Below are 21,272 nucleotides of genomic sequence, written 5' to 3'. Positions count from 1 at the left end.
CGGGCGACGACGGCGATCAGGGACGCAGCAGGTCGTTGATGCTGGTCTTGGAGCGGGTTTGTGCGTCCACCGTCTTGACGATGATGGCGGCGTACATGCTGTAGTCCTGACCGGCGGCGGTCTTTTTGGGCAGGTTGCCGCTGACGATCACGCTGCCGCTCGGCACGCGGCCATAGCTGATCTCGCCGGTTTCGCGGTTGAAGATCGGGGTGCTCTGGCCGATGTACACGCCCATGCCGAGCACCGAGTTTTCTTCGACGATCACACCTTCAACGACTTCCGAGCGCGCGCCGATGAAGCAGTTGTCTTCAATGATGGTCGGGTTGGCTTGCAGGGGCTCCAGCACGCCACCCAGCCCGATGCCGCCCGACAGGTGCACGTTCTTGCCGACCTGGGCGCAGCTGCCCACGGTGGCCCAGGTGTCTACCATCGTGCCTTCGTCCACGTAGGCGCCGATGTTCACGTAGCTGGGCATCAGCACGGCGCCCTTGCCGATGAAGCTGCCGCGACGCGCCACGGCGGGCGGCACCACGCGCACGCCCGACTCGCGCATGGCGGCTTCGTCGAGGTGGGCGAACTTGGTCTGCACCTTGTCGAAGAAGCCCAGGTCACCTGCGCGGATGAATTCGTTGTCCTTCAGGCGGAACGACAGCAGCACGGCTTTCTTGATCCACTGGTGCACCGTCCACTGGCCCACGCCTTCGCGCGTGGCCACGCGCACGCGACCAGCGTTCAGGTCGCTGATGACGTGCTCGACGGCGTCGGCCACTTCTTTCGGGGCGGCCTTGGGCGAAATGTTGGCGCGGTCTTCCCACGCGGTGTCGATGATCTGCTGCAGTTGCTGGGTCATGTGATGAAAAAGCTCAGGACTTGGATTGGATGAACTGGACGATGCGCTCGGCCGCTTCGACGCACTCGGCGGTGTCGGCCACCAAGGCCATGCGCACGCGGCCCCGGCCGGGGTTGACCCCATCCGCCTCGCGGGCCAGGTAGCTGCCGGGCAAGACGGTCACATTGTATTGAGCGAGCAAGGCACGGGCGAAGTCGGTGTCGGAACCTTTCCACACTTCCGGCACCCCGGCCCACAGGTAGAAGGCGGCGTCGGGCAAGCGCACGTCCATGACGGGCGCCAGCAAGGGCGTGACGCGCGCGAATTTCTCACGGTACTGGCGGCGATTGTCCTCCACGTGCGCCTCGTCGCCCCAGGCGGCGATGCTGGCGGTGGCCACGGCCGGGCTCATCGCGCTGCCGTGGTAGGTGCGGTACAGCAGGTAGGGTCGGATGACGTCGGCGTCGCCCGCGACGAAGCCCGAGCGCATGCCCGGCACGTTGCTGCGCTTGGACAGGCTGGTCAGCATGACCAGGCGCCTGAAATCGGTGCGGCCCAGCTTCGTGGCGGCTTCCAGGCCGCCCAGCGGCGCGTCGCCCTGGAAGTAGATCTCGCTGTAGCACTCGTCTGAGGCGATCACGAAGCCGTAGCGGTCGCTCAGATCGAACAGCAGCTTCCACTCGTCCAGCGGCATCACGGCGCCCGTGGGATTGCCTGGCGAGCAAACGTAGACCAGCTTCGTGCGTGCCCACACGTCTTGCGGCACATGGTCCCAGCGCGGCGCAAAGTTGCGCGCCGGGTCGCTGGCCACGTAGTGCGGCTGAGCGCCGGCCAGCAGAGCGGCGCCTTCGTAGATTTGGTAGAACGGATTGGGGCAGACGACGGTGGCCCCCTCTTGGGTCGGGTCGATCGCCGTCTGGGCCAGCGAGAACAGCGCCTCGCGTGAGCCCAGCACCGGAATCACCTGGCTTGCCGAATCGACCGACACCCCATAGCGGCGTTGCAGCCAGCCGGCGCAGGCGGCGCGCAGGCCGGGGGTGCCCGCCGTGGGCGGGTAGCCCGACAGGCCGGTGGCCAGATCACCCGCCAGCGCGTCCTGGATGAACTGCGGTGTGGCATGCTTGGGCTCGCCGATGCCCAGGCTGATCGGGCGGTAGTCGGCGTTTGGCGTGACGTCCGCGAAGAGTTGGCGCAACCGCTCGAAAGGGTAGGGCTGCAGCCGGGAAAGCAGGGGGTTCATGCAGCCGATTATCGCGGCGGGATGTGCGACGGGGTGCTGGTGCAGCTCGCGAACGGCCGTCCCGAGCTGGCCCTGGGCGAAAGGAGCGCCCCGGTTTGCTCGTTCTGCCCTACGCCGTTGCCGTGGCGGGCCGATGCCGGGCTTGTCCTACCCGGCTACGCCTGTTGCGCGCCTAAGGTGGAGTGGTGCGGGCATGTGGTCCCGCAAGGAGCCAACCATGCCGAACGCCTCCCAAGCCTGCGCCACCTGCGGCAATGTGTACGACAAAGCCTTTCAGGTCACCGCCAACGGCCAGAGCTACACCTTCGACAGCTTCGAATGCGCCGCCCAGAAACTGGCGCCGACCTGTGAGCACTGCAAGGTCCGCATCCTGGGCCATGGGCTGGAGGCCGAGGGCGGGCGCTTCTTCTGTTGCGACCATTGCGCCGAGCGCGCGGGCGTGAAGGGTTTGCGGGACCGCGTATGAAAGCCGTTGCGCGGTCGGCCCCTTGCGAGGTGGACGGGCGGTAGACGCTCGACGCCACCCGTCGGTAGGCATTTTGTAGCTGGCTGCGCAGGCCCTTGGCGCTCAGGCCGGTCATACTGCCCGGGATGAATCGGCTTTCCACCACCTCATGGGCGGCTGCTCCCCGTGCTCGCGCCGCCCGCAGCGCAGACGGCTCTTCGACGACGCAGGACCTGCCGCCCAGCATCCGCTGGCGTCTGGAAGACATCGACCTCAGTGCCATCGACCATGCGCGCATCGCGGACAACGAGGCGCTGTTCTATCTGCTGGTCAGCGCGTCCTTCATTGAGTCGGGCTCGGACCTGTACACCCGCAACCTGGTCGACCACTACGCCGATCACCCCCCCATCGCCGTTTGGTTGCGCGACCACTGGGAGCACGAAGAGCTGCAGCACGGTCGGGCCTTCGCCGCCTACGTGCAGGCGGCGTGGCCCGAGTTTCCCTGGCAGACCGCGTTCAACAGTTTCATCGCCGAGTACGGCGCCCTGTGCACCACCGAGGCGTTGGAGGACGACCGCACGCTGGAGCTGGCCGCGCGCTGCGTCGTCGAAACCGGCACCACCAGCTACTACCAGACGCTGCGGACTTTCAGCGACGAGCCCGTCCTGCAAACCCTGCTCGGCCACATCCGCGCCGACGAGGTCAGTCACTACAAGCACTTCCTGGCCTATTTCAAGCAACTGCGGGCCGCGCGCCCTGTGGCCCGCTGGCGCGTGGCGCGGGTGCTGGCGCGGCGCCTGCAGGAAATCCGCGAATCCGACTCCGACATCGCCCTGCGCCACGTCTGGGCGCACAAGGGCCGACTGTTCCCGCACCACGCCGCGCGCGTCGAAGACGTCGCCGCGCGCCTGTACCCCTTGGTCAGCGACCGCCTCCCCGCCCAGCAGGCCGTGCGGATGCTGCTCAAACCGATGGCGCTGCCGCACTGGCTGGAAGCGCGGCTGGAGCGGCCCCTGGCGGCACTGGCGAGGCGGGTGCTGGACGCGTAGGGCGCGCGGCGCCTTCTCATGTGAATTACGTGAATTGGGGTCAGATCACTATTTTTCCCGGTGGCGCGGCCGGTCAGGTCTGGGCCAACGACGCGCCCAAGGTCTACCACTGCGCGAACGACAAGTTCTACGGCAAGACCAAGAAGGGCGAGTACATGAGCGAAGCCGACGCCAAGGCCAAGGGCTTTCACGCCTCGCACGGCAAGGTCTGCGCGGGCTGATCGGGCGGCGCAAGCCCTGGCGCCCGCTGCTGGGCCGGCTCCGCCGGTGCGCGGCGCCCCCGTTGGCCGGACGGCGTCATCGCTGCCCGGCCAACGTGCTCTTGCGCGGGTTTTGAATGAAATTGGCCTCTGGCCCTACAACCGCCTGCGCAGCAAGCTACGAATTCAGGAGTAATTTTGGGCCCGAAACAGGGTGTGAAGCCCTCGTTGGCCGCCTGGGGCGCGGGCTGCCGCACGGTATCATCGGTGGTTTGCCCCGTTTCTTTTTGCGCCCCGTGCGGGCTGCGCGCCAGTGCGACTCAACTCGATCAAGCTTTCGGGCTTCAAGTCCTTCGCCGAACCCACCAATTTCATGCTGCCGGGGCAGCTGGTCGGCGTGGTCGGGCCCAATGGCTGCGGCAAGTCCAACATCATGGACGCGGTGCGCTGGGTGCTGGGCGAATCCAAAGCGTCCGAACTGCGCGGCGAGTCCATGCAGGACGTCATCTTCAACGGCACCACCAGCCGCAAGCCCGCCAGCCGTTCGTCGGTCGAACTGGTGTTCGACAACGCCGACCACCGCGCCGGCGGCCAATGGAGCCAGTTCACCGAGATCGCCGTCAAGCGCGTGCTGACGCGCGAGGGCGGCAGCAGCTACTACATCAACAACCAGCCGGTACGCCGCCGCGACGTGCAGGACGTGTTCCTGGGCACCGGCCTCGGCCCGCGCGCCTACGCCATCATCGGCCAGGGCACGATCAGCCGCATCATTGAAAGCCGCCCGGAAGAGCTGCGCCTGTTCCTGGAAGAAGCGGCCGGCGTGTCCAAGTACAAGGAACGCCGCCGCGAGACCGAAAACCGCCTGTCCGACACGCGCGAGAACCTCACCCGCGTCGAAGACATCCTGCGCGAGCTGAACACCAACCTGGACAAGCTCGAGCGCCAGGCCGCCGTCGCCCAGCAGTACCAAAGCCTGCAGGCGGGCGCGGCCCTCAAGCAGAACCAGCTCTGGTTCTTGAAGCGCGCCGAGGCGGAAGAGGGCCAGGTCAAGCTCAAGGCCGACGCCGAGAAGGCCGTCACCGACCTCGAAGCCCGACTGGCCGACCTGCGCCACGTCGAAGCCGACCTCGAAGCCGTGCGCCAGGCCCACTACGCCGCCGGCGACCAGGTCAACCAGGCGCAAGGCCTGCTGTACGAAGCCAGCGCCGAAGTCGGCCGGCTCGAAGCCGAAATCCGCTTCGTCGTCGAAGGCCGCCAGCGCGCCGAAGCGCGGCTGGTGCAGTTGAAGGAGCAACTCGCCCATTGGGCCGACCGCAAGGCCGAGGCCGAGCTAGAAATCGAAACCCTGGCCGGACAGGCCGCCGAGGCCGAGGACCGCCACATCACCCTGGCAGCGCAGCTGGAAGACCAACAGCAGTCGCTGCCCGACATGGAAGACGCGCTGCGCGCTGCGCAAGGCAAGGCGACCGAGCAGCGCACCGCCGTGGCGCAGGTGCAGCAGCAGATCCAGGTGCTGGCGGCCGAGCAGCGCGGCATCGAAGAACAGTCGCGCCAGCTGAACCAGCGCCGCGAACGCCTGGCGACCGACAAGAACGCCCTGGCCGCGCCGGACGAGCAGCGGCTGCTCAATGTGCAGGAGCAACTGGCCGCCGCCGAAGAAACCCACGAGGTGGCCGACGCGCGCTTGCAAGAGCTGCAGGACAGCGTGCCCCAACTGGACGAGGCACGCCGCGCCGCGCAGCAGGCGGTCAACACTGAATCGGCGCGGCAAAGCGATTTGTCGGCGCGGCTGGACGCGCTGAAGGCGCTGCAGGACAAGGTCAAGACCGACGGCAAGCTGCAACCCTGGTTGAAAAAGCACGGGCTGGACGGCTTGCAAGGCCTGTGGAGCCGCATCCACGTCGAAGCCGGGTGGGAAAACGCCCTGGAAGCCGCCTTGCGCGAACGCATGGCCGCGCTGGAGGTCAGCCGCATCGACATGGTGAAAGCCTTCGCCAGCGACGCGCCGCCGGCCAAGCTGGCCTTCTACAGCCCTCCCGCCGGCGCGGTTTCGGCTGCGGGCGGCGCGCTGCCCGCGTTGGCCGATCTGCTGCGCCTGCACGACGCCAGTCAGAAGGCCTTGCTGGCCGACTGGCTGGCTGGCTGCTACACCGCGCCCACGCTGGACGACGCACTGGCGCAACGCAGTCAGCTGAAGACCGGCGAGGCGATCTACGTGCCGACTGGCCACGCCGTCAGCGCACACAGCGTGACGTTCTACGCGCCCGATTCCGAACAAGCCGGCCTGCTGGCGCGCGCGCAGGAGATTGAAAATCTGGACAAGCAGCTGCGCGCGCAGCAGCTGATCAACGAAGAAGCGCGCAGCGGCCTGGTGCGTGCCGAAGCGGCGTACAGCGATGCGTCGCAGCGCCTGGTCACGTCGCGCCGCGAAGCGGCCGAGGCCCAGCAGCGCGCACACGAATTGCAGGTCGAAACCCTGCGCCTGACCCAGTTGGCCGAGCAGACCCGCGCGCGCAGCGAGCAGATCGCCGGCGACCTGGCCGAGGTCGACGCCGGCCTGGAAGCGCTGCAGGAGCGCCGCGTGACAGCCGAGGCGCGCTTTGAAGAGCTGGACATGCAGCTGGCCGACACGCAGGAACGCCATGCGCAACTGGACGAACGCGTGATCGAGGCCGAGCGCAAGCTGGCCGAAGCGCGCGAGCAGCAGCGCACGCTGGAGCGCCAGGCGCAGGAAGCCACCTTCGCGCAGCGCAGCCTGGAGGCGCGCCGCGGCGAACTGGCCCGCACCATCGACACCGCCGCGCAGCAAAGCGGCGCCATCGACACCGAACAGCAGCGCGCCGCCGAAGAGTTGGGCCGCCTGACCGACGCCGCCGCGCAGGCCGGTCTGCAGTCGGCCCTGGCGCTGAAGCTGGAGCGCGAACAAGCCCTGGGCGCGCAGCGCAGCACCTACGACGATTTGACCGCCAAGCTGCGCGCGTCGGACGAGCGGCGCATGAAACTGGAGCGCGAACTTGACCCGCTGCGCCAGCGCATCACCGAATTCCAGCTCAAGGAGCAGGCCGCGCGCCTGGGCACCGAGCAGTACACGCAACTGCTGGCCGACGCCGAGGCCGACTTGGCCGCCGTCAGCCAGTCGATCGCCGAAGGCAATGTGCGCCTGACGGGCTTGCAGGGCGAGATTGAGCGCCTGCACCGCGAGATCCAGGCGCTGGGCGCCGTCAACCTGGCCGCGCTGGACGAGTTGACCAGTGCGCGCGAGCGCAAGACCTTCCTCGACGCGCAGTCGGCCGATCTGACCGAGGCCATGACCACGCTGGAAGACGCGATCAAGAAGATCGACGGCGAAACGCGCGAACTGCTGGGCAGCACCTTCAACACCGTCAACGAGCACTTCGGCCGCATGTTCCCCGAGCTGTTCGGCGGCGGCAACGCCAAGCTGGTGATGACGGGCGAAGAAATCCTCGACTCGGGCGTGCAGGTCATGGCCCAGCCGCCGGGCAAGAAGAACCAGACCATCCACCTGCTGTCGGGCGGCGAAAAGGCGCTGACGGCGATTGCGCTGGTGTTCGCCATCTTCCAGCTGAACCCCGCGCCTTTCTGCCTGCTGGACGAGGTCGACGCGCCGCTGGACGACGCCAACACCGAGCGTTACAGCAAGCTGGTCACCAAGATGAGCGGGCAGGGCACGCAGTTCTTGTTCATCAGCCACAACAAGATCGCCATGGAAATGGCCGAGCAGCTGATCGGCGTGACCATGCAGGAGCAGGGTGTGTCGCGGATCGTGGCGGTGGATATGGAATCTGCGGTCGGGATGGCAGAAATATGAGGCACCCCCCTGAGTCGCCTCGCGGCGCCTTCCCCCCTCACTCTCCGCGCTGCGCGCTGCGGGAGGGGGGACAACGCCAGTGCTCGGTGCAAGCCCGAGCACGGCGTTCGCTGGGGCGGCGGGCTTCGCCGCCGCGGGCGCGCGGTTGTGCTGAGGGTGGCTGGGCTTTTGCCGTCGGCGTGATCAGCTGCACCGGCACGGAACCGGCACGACAGAACGCAATCCCAGCGAGGGGCGTTGCCCTGGGAGTCACAAGAAGATGAGTGCTTTGCAAGTGGGCCTGGCGGTGGCGGGTGGGTTGATTCTGGGTGGGGTGATCGCCTACAACACCTGGAATGCGCGGCGCAATGAGCCGCGGCAGGCGCAGCCGGACGAGCCGGCGGGGCCGCGCGTGGAACAGGTGGAGCGCGCCGAGCCGGGCATGGATGGCGCGCCGCTGTCGGCCGAGCGCATGGAGCCGGTGCTGGACGGCGAGTTGCGCGACCCGGCGCCAGCGCGGGCCGATTTCACGTCTGCCGCCGACGCCCCGGCCGATTTCGCCAGCACCACCACGCTGGCCATGCTGCCGCTGCCGGACCGTTCGCCGCACCTTGACGCGCTGATCGACGTGATCGCGCCGATCGCGCTGGACGGGCGGGTGGTGTCGGGCGACGCGGTGCTGGCCGCCTTGCCGGCGACGCGGCGCGTGGGCAGCAAGCGCTTTCTGGTGGAAGGGCAGAGCGAGGCCACCGGCGACTGGGAGCCCCCGGCCGCCGGCAAGCGCTATTCCGCGCTGCAGGCCGGCGTGCAGTTGGCCAACCGCACCGGCGCACTGAACGAGATCGAATACTCCGAATTCGTCGTCAAGACCGAACGCTTTGCCGAAACGGTGGGCGGCGCGGCCGAGCTGCCCGACATGCTGCACGAAGTGGCCCGCGCGCGCGAACTCGACCAGTTCGCCAGCCAGCACGACGCGCAGTTGGGCTTCACCCTGCGCGCGCGCGGCGCGGCCTGGAGCCCCGGCTTCGTGCAGCAGCAGGCGGCGCGCATCGGCTTTGTTGCCGGCTCGATCCCCGGGCGCATGGTGCTGGCCTCCAGTGTGACCGGCCTGCCGCCCGTGCTGGACCTGAGCTACGACGCCCAGGCCGCCCTGGCCGAAGACCCGGCGCACACCGCCATCACTGAAGTCACGCTGAACCTGGACGTGCCGCAGGTGCACCGCGAAGAGCGCCCCTTCGAGCGCCTGCGCGACGCCGCCTTCGCGCTGGCCGAGGCGATGGACGGCGTCATCACCGACGACGCGCGCCAGCCGCTGCGCCCCGAGATGATCGACACCATCGGCGCCGACTTGACGCGCCTGTACGACACGCTGGACGCGCACGACCTGGCCGCCGGATCGGCCCAGGCGCGGCGTCTGTTCAGCTGAGCCGTTTTTTGAATCATTTGTGCCGCTGGCCCTACGGGGACCTGCGCAGGCAGCTATGAAATCAGAAGCACATGTCGCCGCCCAGGCGTCACAGTTGCGCGCCGCCCTGAACCGCGCGGCGCACCAGTACTACACGCTGGACGCGCCCGAGCTGCCGGACGCTGAATACGACAAGCTGTTCCAGCAGCTGCAGGCGCTGGAGGCCGCGCACCCCGAGCTGCGCACGCCCGATTCGCCCACCCAGCGCGTGGGCGGCACGGTGCTGGACGGCTTCACGCCGGTGCGGCATGCCGTGCCCATGCTCAGCATCCGCACCGAAACCGACACCACGCCCGCCGGGGCCGAGAAGTTCGACCAGCAGGTGCGCAACTACCTGGCGGCGGAGCAGCGCCGCACCGAGCTGAAAACGACCGATCCGCGCCACCGCGCCACGCCGCTCGGTCCCGACGCCACGGCCGTGCTGGCAGGCGCGCCGGTCGGCTACGTGGCCGAGCCCAAGTTCGACGGCCTGGCCATCAGCCTGCGCTATGAAAACGGTGTGCTGGTGCAGGCCGCCACGCGCGGCGACGGCGAAACGGGCGAAGACGTCACGCAGAACATCCGCACCATCCGGCAGATCCCGCTGACGCTGCACGCCGGCAAAGCGGCCGAATTTGCGGTGCCACCGCTGCTGGAAGTGCGCGGCGAGGTCTACATGCGCCGAGACGATTTTGAAGCGCTGAACGAACGCATGCGCGAACGCCTGGCCGCGGGCGACAAGGGTGCCAAGACCTTCGTCAACCCGCGCAACGCGGCGGCGGGCGCGGTGCGCCAGCTCGACCCGGCCATCGCGGCGCAGCGGCCGCTCAGCTTCTTCGCCTACGGCCTGGGCGAGGTGACGCCAGCGGCCGACGGTGGGCCCGATTTCACGTCGCACTGGCAGGTCATGCAGACGCTGAAATCATGGGGTTTTCCAGTCTCAGAGCTTATCAGGCAAGCGCAGGCAGCTTCTGATTTGATAGCGTACCACGCCGACATCGCAGCCCAGCGCGACGCGCTGCCGTTCGACATCGACGGCGTGGTTTACAAGGTCGACAGCCTGGCGCTGCAGCGCGAGCTGGGGTTCGTGTCGCGCGAGCCGCGCTGGGCGGTGGCGCACAAGTACCCGGCGCAGGAACAGTTGACCACCGTGCAGGCGATCGACATCCAGGTCGGCCGCACCGGCAAGCTGACGCCGGTCGCCAAGCTGGCCCCGGTGTTCGTCGGCGGCGTGACGGTGACCAACGCCACGCTGCACAACGAGCTGGAAGCGCGCCGCAAGGACGTGCGCGTGGGCGACACGGTGATCGTGCGCCGCGCGGGCGACGTGATCCCCGAAGTGGTCAGCGTGCTGCCCGACAAGCGCGCGCCTGGCGCGCCCGAATTCACCATGCCCACGCACTGCCCGGTGTGCGGCAGCGACGTGGTGCGCGAAGAGGGCGAGGCCGACCACCGCTGCACCGGCGGCCTGTTCTGCGGCGCGCAGCGCAAGCAGGCGCTGCTGCACTTCGCCAGCCGCCGCGCGCTGGACATCGAAGGCCTGGGCGACAAGCTGGTCGAACAGCTGGTTGACGGCGGTGTGGTCAAGGTCTTGCCGGACGTCTACAAGCTGGGCCTGACCAGCCTCGCCGCACTCGACCGCATGGCCGACAAGTCGGCGCAGAACCTGCTGGACGCGCTGCAAAAATCGAAGCAGACCACGCTGGCGCGTTTTCTGTACGCGCTCGGTATCCGCCACGTCGGCGAGACCACGGCCAAGGACGTGGCGCGCCACTTCGGCCAGCTGGACGCGATCATGGGCGCCAGCGTCGACCAACTGCTGCAAGTGCCCGACGTCGGCCCGGTGGTGGCCGAAAGCATCCACACCTTCTTCGCCCAGCCGCACAACCGCGAGGTGGTCGAACAGCTGCGCGCCGCCGGTGTGACCTGGAACGAGGGCGAGCCCGTCGCCAACGCCGTGCTGCCGCTGACCGGCAAGACCTTTGTGCTCACCGGCACGCTGCCTACGCTCAGCCGCGACGACGCCAAGGCGCTGCTGGAAGCGCAAGGCGCCAAGGTGGCCGGCAGCGTCAGCAAGAAGACCAGCTACGTCGTCGCTGGCGAAGAGGCCGGCAGCAAGCTGGACAAGGCGCGCGAGCTGGGCGTGCCGGTGCTGGACGAAGCCGGCATGCAGGCGCTGCTGGCTGGGCTGGGCTGAGGCCTTGCAGCAGCGCGCCATGCGCAGCGGCCCGCACAACGATCTGCGCCTGGGCATCGACCTGGGCGGCACCAAGATCGAGATCGCTGCGCTGGATGCGGCCGGCGCCTTTGTCCTGCGCGAGCGTGTGGACACGCCGCAAGGCGGCTACCACGCCACGCTGGTGGCGATCGCCGAGCTGGTGCACGCCGCCGAAGCGCGGTTGGGCGGAACTGGGTTGCCGCTGGGCGTTGGCATTCCCGGCAGCCTCTCGCCCGTCACCGGGCGGGTGCGCAACGCCAATTCCACGGCGCTGAACGGCCAGGCGCTGCAGCAGGACCTGAACGCCTTGCTGCAGCGGCCGGTGCGGCTGGAGAACGACGCCAACTGCCTGGCGCTGTCCGAAGCGACCGATGGCGCCGGGGCGGGGCAGGGCGTGGTGTTCGCTGCCATCCTGGGCACCGGCGTCGGTGCGGGTGTGTCGGTACACGGACACATCCTGCGCGGACGCAACGGCATCGCCGGCGAATGGGGCCACAACCCGTTCGCTCGTGGCGCAGGCGACGGGCCAGCCCTGCGCTGCTGGTGCGGGCGCGCCGATTGCGTCGAAACCTGGCTGTCCGGGCCAGCGCTGGCGACGGACCATCTGCGCCACACCGGCCAGGCGCTCGCGGCGCCGGCCATCGTGACGGCAGCGGGGGCGGGCGATGCCGGCGCGCAAGCTTCGTGGGGGCGGTACGCCGACCGCTTGGCCCGCGCGCTGGCGCAGGTGGTCAACGTGCTGGATCCGAACGTCATCGTGCTGGGCGGCGGGATGAGCAATGTCGCCGCGCTCTACACCGATGTGCCGCGCCTTTGGGGCGAGCACATCTTCAGCGACCAGGTCGCCACGCGCCTGCTGCCGGCCCGGCACGGTGATTCCTCGGGGGTACGAGGGGCGGCGTGGCTGTCCGCGCCGCCGCGCGCCGCGCTGGATTGACCGGAACGCTGGCATCCCAGGCCAGCGGGGTCAACGGATCGCCGCTGCCGGGCGTTCAGGGACCGGGTTCGTTCCGGCGCGGGCACAGAGAGAAACCGACGCGCCGGCCTTGTAGGTCTTTGCCGAAACCTCGCACCGTGTTTGCCTAAGCTTTACACGACAGGACTACAGTGAAGCCATTCTGGGCGTGGAGTGTCCCGCCCTTTCCTTCAGGAGATCCGGACATGGCAGTTCAACCGTCCTCTTCCTTCGCGCGCCGTGCGGCGCTGGGCGTTGCCGCGGGCGCGCTGGCCCTGTTGGGCGGCTGTGTGGTCGCGCCGGTCGACGGGTATGGCTACGGGTACGACACCGGGTCCACGGTGGTTTATCCCGGCACGACGTACTACGAGACGCCCAACTATTACTACGGTGGCGCGCCCTACTATTACGGCCCGTCGTTCTCGCTGGGCGTCTACGGCCATTCGTACAACGGCCACCGTTGGCACGGCAACAACTGGAACCGTCCCGGCGGTTGGCACGGCAACAACGGCCATCGCCCGGGTTGGCAGGGCAACCATGGCAACCGTCCCGGTGGCTGGCAGGGCAACAACGGCAACCGCCCGGGTTGGCAAGGCAACAACGGCAACCGCCCGCCGCCGAGTGTGCAACCGCGCCCGCCTCGGCCGCCGATGCCCAACAACGGCCTGCACCCGCGGCCGGGCCGCAGCTTCGGTGAAAGCGGCATGGGCATCGACCGCCGCGGGGGCACGCCCGGCAACCCCTGAGCGATGGCGGTTCACGAGATCCTGAAAATGGGCGACTCGCGCCTGCTGCGCGTTGCCCAGCCCGTGCAGGGCTTTGACACGGACGAGCTGCACCTGCTGGTGCGCGACATGTTCGAGACCATGCGCGACGCCCATGGCGCTGGCCTGGCTGCGCCGCAGATCGGGGTGGATCTGCAGCTCGTCATCTTCGGCACCGACGCCGTCAACCCGCGCTACCCGGACGCACCGCCGGTGCCTCGCACCGTGCTGTGCAACCCGGTCATCACCCCGCTGGGCGACGAGGAAGACGAAGATTGGGAAGGCTGCCTGTCGGTGCCGGGCTTTCGCGGCGTGGTGCCACGCTGGCGCCGCATCCACTACCGCGGCTTCGACCCCTACGGTGACCCGATCGAGCGCGAAGCCGAAGGCTTTCACGCGCGCGTGGTGCAGCACGAGTGCGACCACCTGATCGGCAAGCTGTACCCGATGCGGGTGCGCGACTTCACGCGCTTTGGCTTCACCGACGTGCTGTTTCCGGGCGTGTCTGTGATCGAGGACGATTGACGCTGCGCTTCGGCGGAAAGCAAAAAGGGCCCTGCAGGGCCCTTTTTCATGGCTTGGCCGAATCGGCCAGGGTTCAGATGCTGTCGCCCGCGCTCGGCGACGGTGCGGTTTCGGCCGGTGTCGTCGGGCCGCTGCCGGACGACTTGCCGAAGGTGCCCCCCAGGCGGATGGTGCGCGGCGCGGGTGAAGCGCGGTCGATCACGCTGGAGCCGCTGCCGACGGTGGTGGTCTTGCTGGTGTCGGCGGTGGCGGTCGTGGTCGATTTGTCCGTTTCCTGCAGCACGCGGCGCGCGCCGTCGAAGCGCGCTTGCCAGTAGCTGATGTTCATGCTTTCCACGCGCACGTGGGCCCCGGTGCGCGGCGAGTGGATGAACTTGCCGTCGCCCACGTAGATGCCGACGTGGCTGTTGGTGCGGCGCAGGGTGTTGAAGAAGACCAGATCACCCGGCTTCAGGTCGGCCTTGTCGATGCGGCTGGTGGCGGCGGCCTGTTCGGCGGCGGTGCGCGGCAGCATCAGACCCACGGTCTGCTGGTACATGGCGCGCACGAAACCGCTGCAGTCAAAACCACCTTCGGCCGACGTGCCGCCCATGCGGTAGGGCACGCCCAGCGACTGCATTGCGTGCGACACCAGTTGACCGGCGCGGTCGGTGGCTTGCTGGATGGTGTCGCCCAGACGGGACATCAGGCCCTTCTGGACCAGAAACTTGTCCAGATCGTCTTGGGGGGCGGCGTGGGCTGCCGGCAGACAGGCAGCGCAAAGAATCAGGGTGGCAACAAACGACTTGGACATGGATCCGATGCGGCGGGCGGGTATCAGGTGGACCGGGTATCTGCCTGGGGGTACGGATGCAACCCGTGACAAGGGTTGCAATCGAAATCTTTAGTGTTACTGGCGTTCCAAAACGACAGCGGATGTTAGTGTAGGACAACTTCTTACGTGCCCGTCCCTAAAACCCCCCAAATCTTTCAGGGTTTGCCCGAGGGCGGTGTCCAATATTTCTCACTCTGATAAGCCTTTACGCCCGCTTGTTGACGCAACGCAGTGCGCACTGACCATGGCGACCATTCGTTGCGGTGTGTTTCATGGTGTTGCAGGCCCGCGAGGGCGGCGATGAGCAGCATGAGTGCCTTGGACCGCCTGGCCGAACCCGGCGTCTGCGTGCAAGATAGCTCTTGGCAGGCCCGCGAAGGGCCGTCCGTTCCGATAAGGAGAGAAATTTGTCATCGAACCTTGCCCCTTCTGCGCGAACAGCTACTGTAGCGATAGCAAAAGCCGCGTTGGCCGCCATCGTCCTGAGCGCCGCGCTGCCGGGCCTCGCCCAGCCCACGGTCCAAGCAAAGACCGTGGCCAGCGGCCTGCAGCACCCCTGGGCCGTCGCCTTTTTGCCCGAAGGCCGATTTCTGGTGACCGAGCGCCCCGGTCGGCTGCGCGTGGTGGAGCCGGATGGCAAGCTGGGCGCCCCCGTTGAGGGCCTGCCCGAAGTGGCCGCTCGCGGGCAGGGCGGCTTGCTGGACGTCATCACCGACAGCGATTTCGCGCGCAACCGCACGATTTACTTCTGTTACAGCGAGCCCGGCAAAGGCACCACCAACAGCACCGCGCTGGCGCGAGCCCGCCTGTCCGCTGACCGCCAGAAGCTGGAGGACGTGAAAGTGCTGTTCAGCCAGCGGCCCAAGATCAGCAGCACGCTGCATTTCGGCTGTCGCATCGTCGAGCGCCGGATGGACGGAAAGCCTGACGGCACACTGTTCTTGACCCTCGGCGACCGCTTCTCGCAGCGCGATCAGGCGCAAAAGCTGGACAGCCACATCGGCAAGATCGTGCGCGTGGGCAAGGACGGCAGCGTGCCCAAGGACAACCCCTTCGTCGGCCAGGCCAACGCGCTGCCCGAGATCTGGAGCATCGGCCACCGCAACAGCCAGGGCGCGACGCTCGGCCCGGACGGGCGCTTCTGGCAGCACGAGCACGGCGCGCAGGGCGGTGACGAAATCAACCTGCCGGAGGCCGGCAAGAACTACGGCTGGCCGCTGGTCAGCTTCGGCGTCAACTACGACGGCAGCAAGATCGGCGATGGCGCCAGCGCCAGGGCGGGCCTGGAGCCGCCGCTGCACCACTGGACGCCTTCCATCGCGCCGTCGGGCATGGCGTTTCTCACCAGCGACCGGTACGGCGTGGCCTGGAAGGGCAACCTGTTCGTCGGATCGCTCAAGTTCCAGTATCTGAACCGCATCGAGCTGAAAGACGGGAAGGTCGTGGCCGAGCACAAGCTGCTGCAGGACCTGGGCCGCCTGCGCGATGTGCGCCAGGGGCCGGACGGCCTGTTGTATGTGCTGACGGACAGCCCCATGGGCAAGCTGGCGCGGGTGCAGCCACCGGGTTGAAAGACTGCAAAAACAATAGCTGGTTGCGCAGGTCCTTCAAGGGCTAGAGGCCGATAAGACACAAAAAAGCGCCGCAAGGGCGGCGCTTTTTTGGTGCGGGCAGGGTGCCCAGGCCGGCTTACTTGAAGCCCACGCGGTCCAGCATCTGCTGCACCTTGACCTGGTTGCCGCCGACGGCGCTGATCGGGATGGTTTCGTACTTGAACTGGCCGCCGCCGGTCATGGACTTGAGCGCGGCGTTGTTCGTGGTTACCCCCTTGGCCACGGGCCATTCGTTGTTGCCGTTGGCAAAGTACTGCTGGGCCGACGGGCTGGCCAGGTATTCCATGAACTTGATGGCCACGTCCGGGTGCTTGGTGTGCTTGGCCACCGCAGCGCCGGCGATGTTGACGTGCGTGCCCCAACTGGCCTGGTTGGGGAAGACCACGCCCACGCGCTCGGTCACGGCCTTGTCTTCGGGCGTGCCCGAACGCATCATGCGCGCGAGGTAATAGCTGTTGGTCACGGCGATCTGGCATTCGCCCGACGCCACGGCCTTGATCTGGTCGGTGTCGCCGCCCTTGGGCGCGCGCGCCATGTTGTCGACCATGCCCTTCATCCACTGCTCGGCCTTCTCGGGGCCCAGGTGCTCGGTCACGGCGCCGAACAGGCTCAGGTTGTAGGGGTGCGAGCCGCTGCGGATGCACAGCTTGCCCTTGTTCTTGGGGTCGGCCAGCTCTTCGTAAGTGTCGACGTCGTCGCGCTTGACCTTGATCTTGTCGTACACGATCACGCGCGCGCGGGTCGAAAAACCGAACCACGGGATGCCACCGTCGGCCGCGGGCGTGGCGCGCAGGCTGGCGGGGATGGCGTCTTCCAGCGCCTTGGACTTGATCGGCAGGAACAGGCCGTCCTGCTCACCACGCCACAGGCGGGCGGCGTCGACCAGCAGGATCACGTCGGCGGGCGAGGCGGCGCCCTCGGCCTTCAGGCGGGCGATGATGCCGGCGTCGTCCGCATCCACCCGGTTGATCTTGATGCCGGTGGCCTTGGTGAAGTCGTTGTACAGCGCCTCGTCGGTGCTGTAGTGGCGGGCCGAATACAGGTTCAGCACCTGTTCTTGCGCGTGCGCGGCGCCGCCACTCAAAGTGGCCGCCACCAGGGCCGCCAGGGCCACGTGCTTGCTCATGGGTTTGTCCTTCCAGGGAGGTGGTTGAGCGAGAGAAAAGTCGTCACGCCAGCGCGGGGCCGGCACGGGGAACGATGATAGCGCAAACGAGAATCGTTCTCAGTGACGGGGCTTGATCTGGCGCAAGGCCCATCCACAGGCACGGGCGCGGCCACTGAGGCAGCGCCCCGGGCCGTGGGTCGCACTAATGCAAGCGCGTCGATTGCTGCACAATTCATAGCTGCCTGCACAAGTAGCAGTAAGGCGAAAGCCGAAAATTCCGATGAGTCCATCACCTGAGCCCGGTTGACACCGGCCAGCGATGCTCAAGCGCGTGGCGCTGCCGTTCAGAGCTTGCGTGTTCGGCAGACCAGGTGGGAGCGGTGCCGCCTAACCTCTGCAGGCGGCGTCGATCCACGCCTGAAATTGACGCGTGTGGGCCGGCAGATGCGTCGAAGCCCGCAGCGCGATCAACGCGTGCCAGGGCATTTGCTGATCGGCGACCAGCTTCAGGTCGCGGTCATGGACCAGCAGCCGCACGGGGTGTGCCCACAGGGCAGAGTCCAGCCCTGCTACTCGCGCCACCAGGGCGTGGCCACGTCGGCGCAGTTGTTCGATTCGCTGGGCTGCGGTGGACGCTTTGACCACGGCCGCGATGGCTGCGGTGTCTTGCGCGGGCCGGTTGTCGACAAGGGCGGGTTGGCCGTTCTCGGTGGCCTCCAGAGCTTGCTCGATGAGGGCGTCGCTCAAGGCGATGTGCACCAGCCTCCAGTCTGCCTCGGGCCGTGTCGCATGGGCGGCGGGGACGGTGGCGTCGTAACGCTGAACGGTTTCCAGCAGATCGCGGTAAGCGGGGGTCAGAGCGTTGGCGTTCATCGGTTTCTCCGTAGGGCAATGCGCCTTCAGCGGCGCCGAGCGCTGGGGTGCAGAACGAGCGCCATGCAGCAGCAGACCAGGATGACGGCGTAGCCGAAGACCTGTACCGCATGCAGCAGACTGGTCCGCGCCGCCAGAAAACCGATGAAAACCACCGGCAGGCTCAACCCCAGGTACACCACAACGTAGTAGGTTGACACCACCTCGGCGTGCTGCGCCGCGGGGGCTTGCAGGTTGATTTCACTGATGCTGCCCAGGAAGGTCAGGCCGTGGCCGGCACCTATGCAGAGCGAGGCCAGCAGCAACAGGGGCAGCGAAGTGCGGTCCGCCGCCACCAGCACCAGCGCCAAGCCAAGGGCGAGCGTGACCAGGCCGTTGCGCTGCAGTAGCGCGGTGGGGCGGCCAAAACCTGCCCACTGCGCGGTCATTGAGCTCAGCAAAAGCAGCGTGACGGCACCCCCCGCCAGCAACAGGTTGCCCGTGTGTGTCAGCTCCGCCGTCATCGAGGGCGCCAGTGCCAGGAACAGGCCCAGGACCGAAAAGGCAACAAAGCTGGCGACGCTGTTCAGCGCGAAGGGGCGAAGCATCGCGCGCGGGATCGTCGGCCAGCGGGGCTGCCAAGGTTGGCGTGTGCCGCTGTCGGGAAATCGCAGCATGAACACCACCATGGGCGCGAGAAGGGTCAGGCCTGCAACATAGGGCAACACCAGGCGCGCCGGACCGTACTGGGCCAGGCCGCCCGCGATCAGCGGCCCGGCGGCCAAGCCACCCAGGGACGCGACCGTCGTGGCCAAGGCCGCGCGGTCCCGGTTCTGCTGTGGTTCGAACTCCGACAAGGCGGCCGTCAAGGCGCCGGAGGCGGCACCTACGGCGACGCCTTGCAGCCCACGCGCCAGCAAGAGCCAAGGGGTTGATGTCGCCAGCATGAACACCAGCATCGCCGCCACGGCGGCGGCGGTGGCCCCGACCAGCACCGGACGCCGGCCGATGGCGTCCGACAACGGCCCGAAGACCAGGAGCGACGGCACCATCGCGCATACGTAAACGGCAAAGACCAGGGTGAGCGTCAGAGGCGAAAAGTGGAACGCCTGTGCGTACAGCCGGTACAGCGGCGTTGGCAGATTGCTGCACGCCAGCAACGAGAACAGAGCGAATGCGCTGACCGCGTAGAACCGCTGGTGTCCGCGGCGCGGCCCAGAGCGCATGGACGAAGCTGCTGCTCCACAAGGGGGTGGAAACTTGGTTGCCATGGTGCCTGTAAAATTTGAATGACCGTCAGTCATATGCTATTGAGTGACCGTCAGTCATTCAATGTGCGATCGGATTAACCCCATGCCAGACAGTGACAAGCTCCCTGCCCAACCGCCGGCGGCGTCGGACGCCTCAGCGCCGGCCCGGCGACGCCGTGAGGTCAAAGCGCCGGAGGTGCGGCGCAGCGAATTGCTTCAAGCCGCTGCGGCGTTGTTCGAGGAAAAAGGTGTGGCCGCCACGGCGATTGGCGACATCACCGAGCGCGCACAGGTTGCTAAGGGGACGTTCTACATTTACTTCGCGTCCAAGGATGCGCTGATCGCCGAGATCTGGAAGGACTACGTCGCGGGCTTTATGACGGTCGCCGACGAGGCCGAAGCCGCAGACCGCTCGCAGGGGCCGCAGCCTCAGAAGCTTCTCCAGTTGATCGAACGGCTGACCCACCACGCGCTGGACAACACTGAATTGCACCGCCTCATCTACAGCTCAGCGGACGCTGCGGCCCTGGTGCTGTGTAAGCAGTCGGACGAGCGCATCCTGGCGCGCTTGCTGGCGTCGATGGGTGAAAACCTGGTCGGGCATGCCAGCAGGACGTCAGGGCACGAGCTGCAAGCCTCGCTCATTTTTCATGCCCTGGACGGTGCGCTTCACCGAGCCATCATGGCGGGGGAGCGGATCGACCGGGCGGCCTTCGTCGATGCGATCAGGCAGTTCGCGTCGAATGCGTTGGGGTTGGAAAAAGCGTCGCCGTGACGCCGCGCTGCGCCCCTGTTGGATGTGCGGACAGAAATTCAGGGTGCGCCGTTTGCAGGTGTGAACCTATGACAAGCAGCGGCTTACCACAGGCAGGTCAGGGCAGGCCGGTGGATCCTGATTCGCTATACAGTTAATAGCTTGTTGCGCAGTTGGTTGTAGGGGCAGAGCCGAAAATCATTTGAAATTAGATGGCGGTGGGCGGTGGGGTACCACCGTCAACGCCATCGTGTTTCACCGCGGCAGATCGGGCTGGGCGCGCCAAGGCGGCCGTTGGAGCGGGCCGCCATCGGCGCTGTCAGGCGAAGGCCGGCTTGTCCCCGTCCGTGCCGGGCTTGCTCACCCCGACGTTGACGCGCACCAGCTCATCGGGGTGCAGGATCGTGTCCACAGCCAAGGCAGCGACGCTTTTGCGCGAGACTTCGGTGCCTTTGAACGGCTCGTGCCGGCCAGTGGTTTCGTGGTGCACGGCGGTAGGGTGGCAGGTAGCTGCCGCCCTACCGCCGTTCGGGCTGGTCCAACACCTGGATCTGGCGGTACAGCGCTACATCGCTGAAGGCAGCCTGGTGCGCGTGCTGGACAAGTGGTGCCCACCGACGGCCGGCTTTTACCTCTACATCCCGACCCGCGAGCAAATGCCGCGCAAGCTGCGTGCGCTGATGGATTTTTTGGTCGCCAAGCGCTGAGGGGAGGGCGACTGGGACTGGGCCGACTCGCCGGGCGGGTGATGCCGGGTCGCCCTGTGCGTCAGCCGGTCGTTAAAGGCGACCGGATAGCGCCAGTTCGGTAGCGTGGTGAAGCAGCGTTAACCAAAAGGTGCTATCAATAGAGTAGCTGGTTGCGCAGATGGTTGTATGGCTGAAGGGCAATTTTTCTTAAAAATCCTCTGGCCGAGCCTCGTGCGGCCGGTGCAAGGTGGGTTGCGTGCACGGACGACGGCCTGCCCCGTGTGCATCTGCCATCCAGCGCGGCCATTTCAGCAGCGCGCCGCACAGCCCTGTGGACTTCTGAAGCAGGCCTTGATTTGATTTCTATATTTCGATTAATATAGAAACATGGAAACCAAGAACGCCGTTGCCGCTTTGGCCGCCCTGGCCCAGGAATCTCGCCTGGCCGTGTTTCGCCTGCTGGTGCAGGCCGGCCCCGACGGCATGCCCGCCGGCAAGGTCAGCGAAGCGCTGGGCATTCCGCCGTCGTCGCTGTCCTTTCACCTGAAGGAGCTGGCGCACGCGGGGCTGGTGACGTCGCGCCCGGACGGGCGTTTCGTCATCTACCAGGCCGACTACGCGGCGGCGACGGCGTTGATTGCTTTCCTCACCGAGAACTGTTGCGAGGGTTCTGGTGCCGCGTGTATGCCGCCCCCGGCGTGCGACTGCTGATGGG

General features: G+C 67.3%; 20 protein-coding genes and 1 pseudogene. 13 read left to right on the top strand and 8 right to left on the bottom strand.

Annotated features, from left to right (window positions below; translation table 11 throughout):
- Window positions 1-16: 16 nt before the first annotated feature.
- Together dapD and dapC are read right to left on the bottom strand one after the other, a co-directional pair.
- Window positions 17-850, bottom strand: a complete 834-nt coding sequence (gene dapD, locus FVQ98_RS01405; RefSeq protein WP_147911623.1) for a 2,3,4,5-tetrahydropyridine-2,6-dicarboxylate N-succinyltransferase — start codon at window positions 848-850, stop codon at window positions 17-19.
- Window positions 851-863: 13 nt separating this feature from the next.
- On the bottom strand, window positions 864-2,069 hold the full coding sequence (gene dapC / locus FVQ98_RS01400; RefSeq protein ID WP_147911622.1) for a succinyldiaminopimelate transaminase: 1,206 nt from the start codon (window positions 2,067-2,069) through the stop codon (window positions 864-866).
- A 217-nt stretch (window positions 2,070-2,286) separates the two neighbouring features.
- Here dapC and FVQ98_RS01395 point away from each other — a divergent pair, with 217 nt between their 5' ends.
- The 9 genes and pseudogenes from FVQ98_RS01395 to def all read left to right on the top strand — a co-directional run bounded on the left by FVQ98_RS01395 (window position 2,287) and on the right by def (window position 13,477).
- Window positions 2,287-2,535 (top strand): hypothetical protein, encoded by a 249-nt coding sequence (locus FVQ98_RS01395; RefSeq protein WP_147911621.1) that lies wholly within the window; start codon window positions 2,287-2,289, stop codon window positions 2,533-2,535.
- Between the two features lie 125 nt (window positions 2,536-2,660).
- Window positions 2,661-3,563, top strand: coding sequence for a ferritin-like domain-containing protein (locus tag FVQ98_RS01390; protein ID WP_255507566.1), 903 nt, complete (start codon window positions 2,661-2,663; stop codon window positions 3,561-3,563).
- A gap of 56 nt (window positions 3,564-3,619) precedes the next feature.
- Window positions 3,620-3,784 (top strand): annotated as a pseudogene (locus FVQ98_RS01385) (DUF3761 domain-containing protein); the annotation flags it as partial.
- Between the two features lie 292 nt (window positions 3,785-4,076).
- A complete protein-coding gene (smc, locus tag FVQ98_RS01380) occupies window positions 4,077-7,592 on the top strand; it encodes a chromosome segregation protein SMC (RefSeq protein WP_147911619.1) in 3,516 nt (1,171 codons plus the stop codon).
- A gap of 259 nt (window positions 7,593-7,851) precedes the next feature.
- On the top strand, window positions 7,852-8,997 hold the full coding sequence (locus FVQ98_RS01375; RefSeq protein ID WP_147911618.1) for a cell division protein ZipA C-terminal FtsZ-binding domain-containing protein: 1,146 nt from the start codon (window positions 7,852-7,854) through the stop codon (window positions 8,995-8,997).
- Window positions 8,998-9,052: 55 nt separating this feature from the next.
- The gene (gene ligA / locus FVQ98_RS01370; protein WP_147911617.1) at window positions 9,053-11,212 is read left to right on the top strand and encodes an NAD-dependent DNA ligase LigA; all 2,160 of its coding nucleotides are present in this window, start codon (window positions 9,053-9,055) and stop codon (window positions 11,210-11,212) included.
- A 19-nt stretch (window positions 11,213-11,231) separates the two neighbouring features.
- Window positions 11,232-12,170 (top strand): ROK family protein, encoded by a 939-nt coding sequence (locus tag FVQ98_RS01365; RefSeq protein WP_147911616.1) that lies wholly within the window; start codon window positions 11,232-11,234, stop codon window positions 12,168-12,170.
- A 224-nt stretch (window positions 12,171-12,394) separates the two neighbouring features.
- Window positions 12,395-12,934 carry a hypothetical protein gene (locus tag FVQ98_RS01360; RefSeq protein ID WP_147911615.1) on the top strand — a complete coding sequence of 180 codons (540 nt, stop codon included), beginning with the start codon at window positions 12,395-12,397 and terminating at the stop codon, window positions 12,932-12,934.
- Window positions 12,935-12,937: 3 nt separating this feature from the next.
- Complete coding sequence (gene def, locus FVQ98_RS01355) at window positions 12,938-13,477, top strand: peptide deformylase (protein ID WP_147911614.1); 540 nt, start codon at window positions 12,938-12,940, stop codon at window positions 13,475-13,477.
- Between the two features lie 73 nt (window positions 13,478-13,550).
- Here def and FVQ98_RS01350 read toward each other — a convergent pair whose 3' ends face one another.
- Together FVQ98_RS01350 and FVQ98_RS19840 are read right to left on the bottom strand one after the other, a co-directional pair.
- Window positions 13,551-14,270: a C40 family peptidase gene (locus FVQ98_RS01350; RefSeq protein ID WP_147911613.1), complete on the bottom strand. Its 720-nt coding sequence runs from the start codon at window positions 14,268-14,270 to the stop codon at window positions 13,551-13,553.
- Between the two features lie 176 nt (window positions 14,271-14,446).
- The gene (locus FVQ98_RS19840) at window positions 14,447-14,602 is read right to left on the bottom strand and encodes a hypothetical protein (protein ID WP_222707535.1); all 156 of its coding nucleotides are present in this window, start codon (window positions 14,600-14,602) and stop codon (window positions 14,447-14,449) included.
- A gap of 156 nt (window positions 14,603-14,758) precedes the next feature.
- Between FVQ98_RS19840 and FVQ98_RS01345 the strand changes: the two genes are divergently transcribed.
- Window positions 14,759-15,862, top strand: a complete 1,104-nt coding sequence (locus FVQ98_RS01345; RefSeq protein WP_255507565.1) for a PQQ-dependent sugar dehydrogenase — start codon at window positions 14,759-14,761, stop codon at window positions 15,860-15,862.
- 118 nt (window positions 15,863-15,980) lie between these two features.
- Here FVQ98_RS01345 and FVQ98_RS01340 read toward each other — a convergent pair whose 3' ends face one another.
- The 3 genes from FVQ98_RS01340 to FVQ98_RS01330 form a co-directional block, all read right to left on the bottom strand.
- A complete protein-coding gene (locus FVQ98_RS01340) occupies window positions 15,981-17,030 on the bottom strand; it encodes an extracellular solute-binding protein (RefSeq protein ID WP_147911612.1) in 1,050 nt (349 codons plus the stop codon).
- Window positions 17,031-17,399: 369 nt separating this feature from the next.
- Window positions 17,400-17,885, bottom strand: a complete 486-nt coding sequence (locus FVQ98_RS01335) for a hypothetical protein (RefSeq protein ID WP_147911611.1) — start codon at window positions 17,883-17,885, stop codon at window positions 17,400-17,402.
- A gap of 26 nt (window positions 17,886-17,911) precedes the next feature.
- Window positions 17,912-19,090: an MFS transporter gene (locus tag FVQ98_RS01330; protein ID WP_187265585.1), complete on the bottom strand. Its 1,179-nt coding sequence runs from the start codon at window positions 19,088-19,090 to the stop codon at window positions 17,912-17,914.
- A 127-nt stretch (window positions 19,091-19,217) separates the two neighbouring features.
- On the opposite strand from FVQ98_RS01330, the gene FVQ98_RS01325 reads away from it, so the two are divergent.
- Window positions 19,218-19,889 carry a TetR/AcrR family transcriptional regulator gene (locus FVQ98_RS01325; protein WP_187265584.1) on the top strand — a complete coding sequence of 224 codons (672 nt, stop codon included), beginning with the start codon at window positions 19,218-19,220 and terminating at the stop codon, window positions 19,887-19,889.
- Between the two features lie 298 nt (window positions 19,890-20,187).
- On the opposite strand, the gene FVQ98_RS01320 is transcribed toward FVQ98_RS01325, so the two are convergent.
- Window positions 20,188-20,358, bottom strand: a complete 171-nt coding sequence (locus tag FVQ98_RS01320; RefSeq protein WP_255507564.1) for a Rossmann-fold NAD(P)-binding domain-containing protein — start codon at window positions 20,356-20,358, stop codon at window positions 20,188-20,190.
- On the opposite strand from FVQ98_RS01320, the gene FVQ98_RS19545 reads away from it, so the two are divergent.
- Complete coding sequence (locus tag FVQ98_RS19545) at window positions 20,342-20,575, top strand: LysR substrate-binding domain-containing protein (protein ID WP_255507563.1); 234 nt, start codon at window positions 20,342-20,344, stop codon at window positions 20,573-20,575. The two genes, FVQ98_RS01320 and FVQ98_RS19545, sit on opposite strands and share 17 nt — an antisense overlap.
- 369 nt (window positions 20,576-20,944) lie before the next feature.
- Window positions 20,945-21,268, top strand: a complete 324-nt coding sequence (locus tag FVQ98_RS01310; protein WP_147911607.1) for an ArsR/SmtB family transcription factor — start codon at window positions 20,945-20,947, stop codon at window positions 21,266-21,268.
- Window positions 21,269-21,272: the final 4 nt, after the last annotated feature.

Source organism: Ottowia flava, assembly GCF_008017535.1.
GTDB classification, from domain to species: Bacteria; Pseudomonadota; Gammaproteobacteria; order Burkholderiales; family Burkholderiaceae_C; genus Ottowia; species Ottowia flava.
The sequence above is the reverse complement of the archived record's forward strand: the minus strand, read 5'-3'. Positions and strand labels throughout refer to the sequence as shown.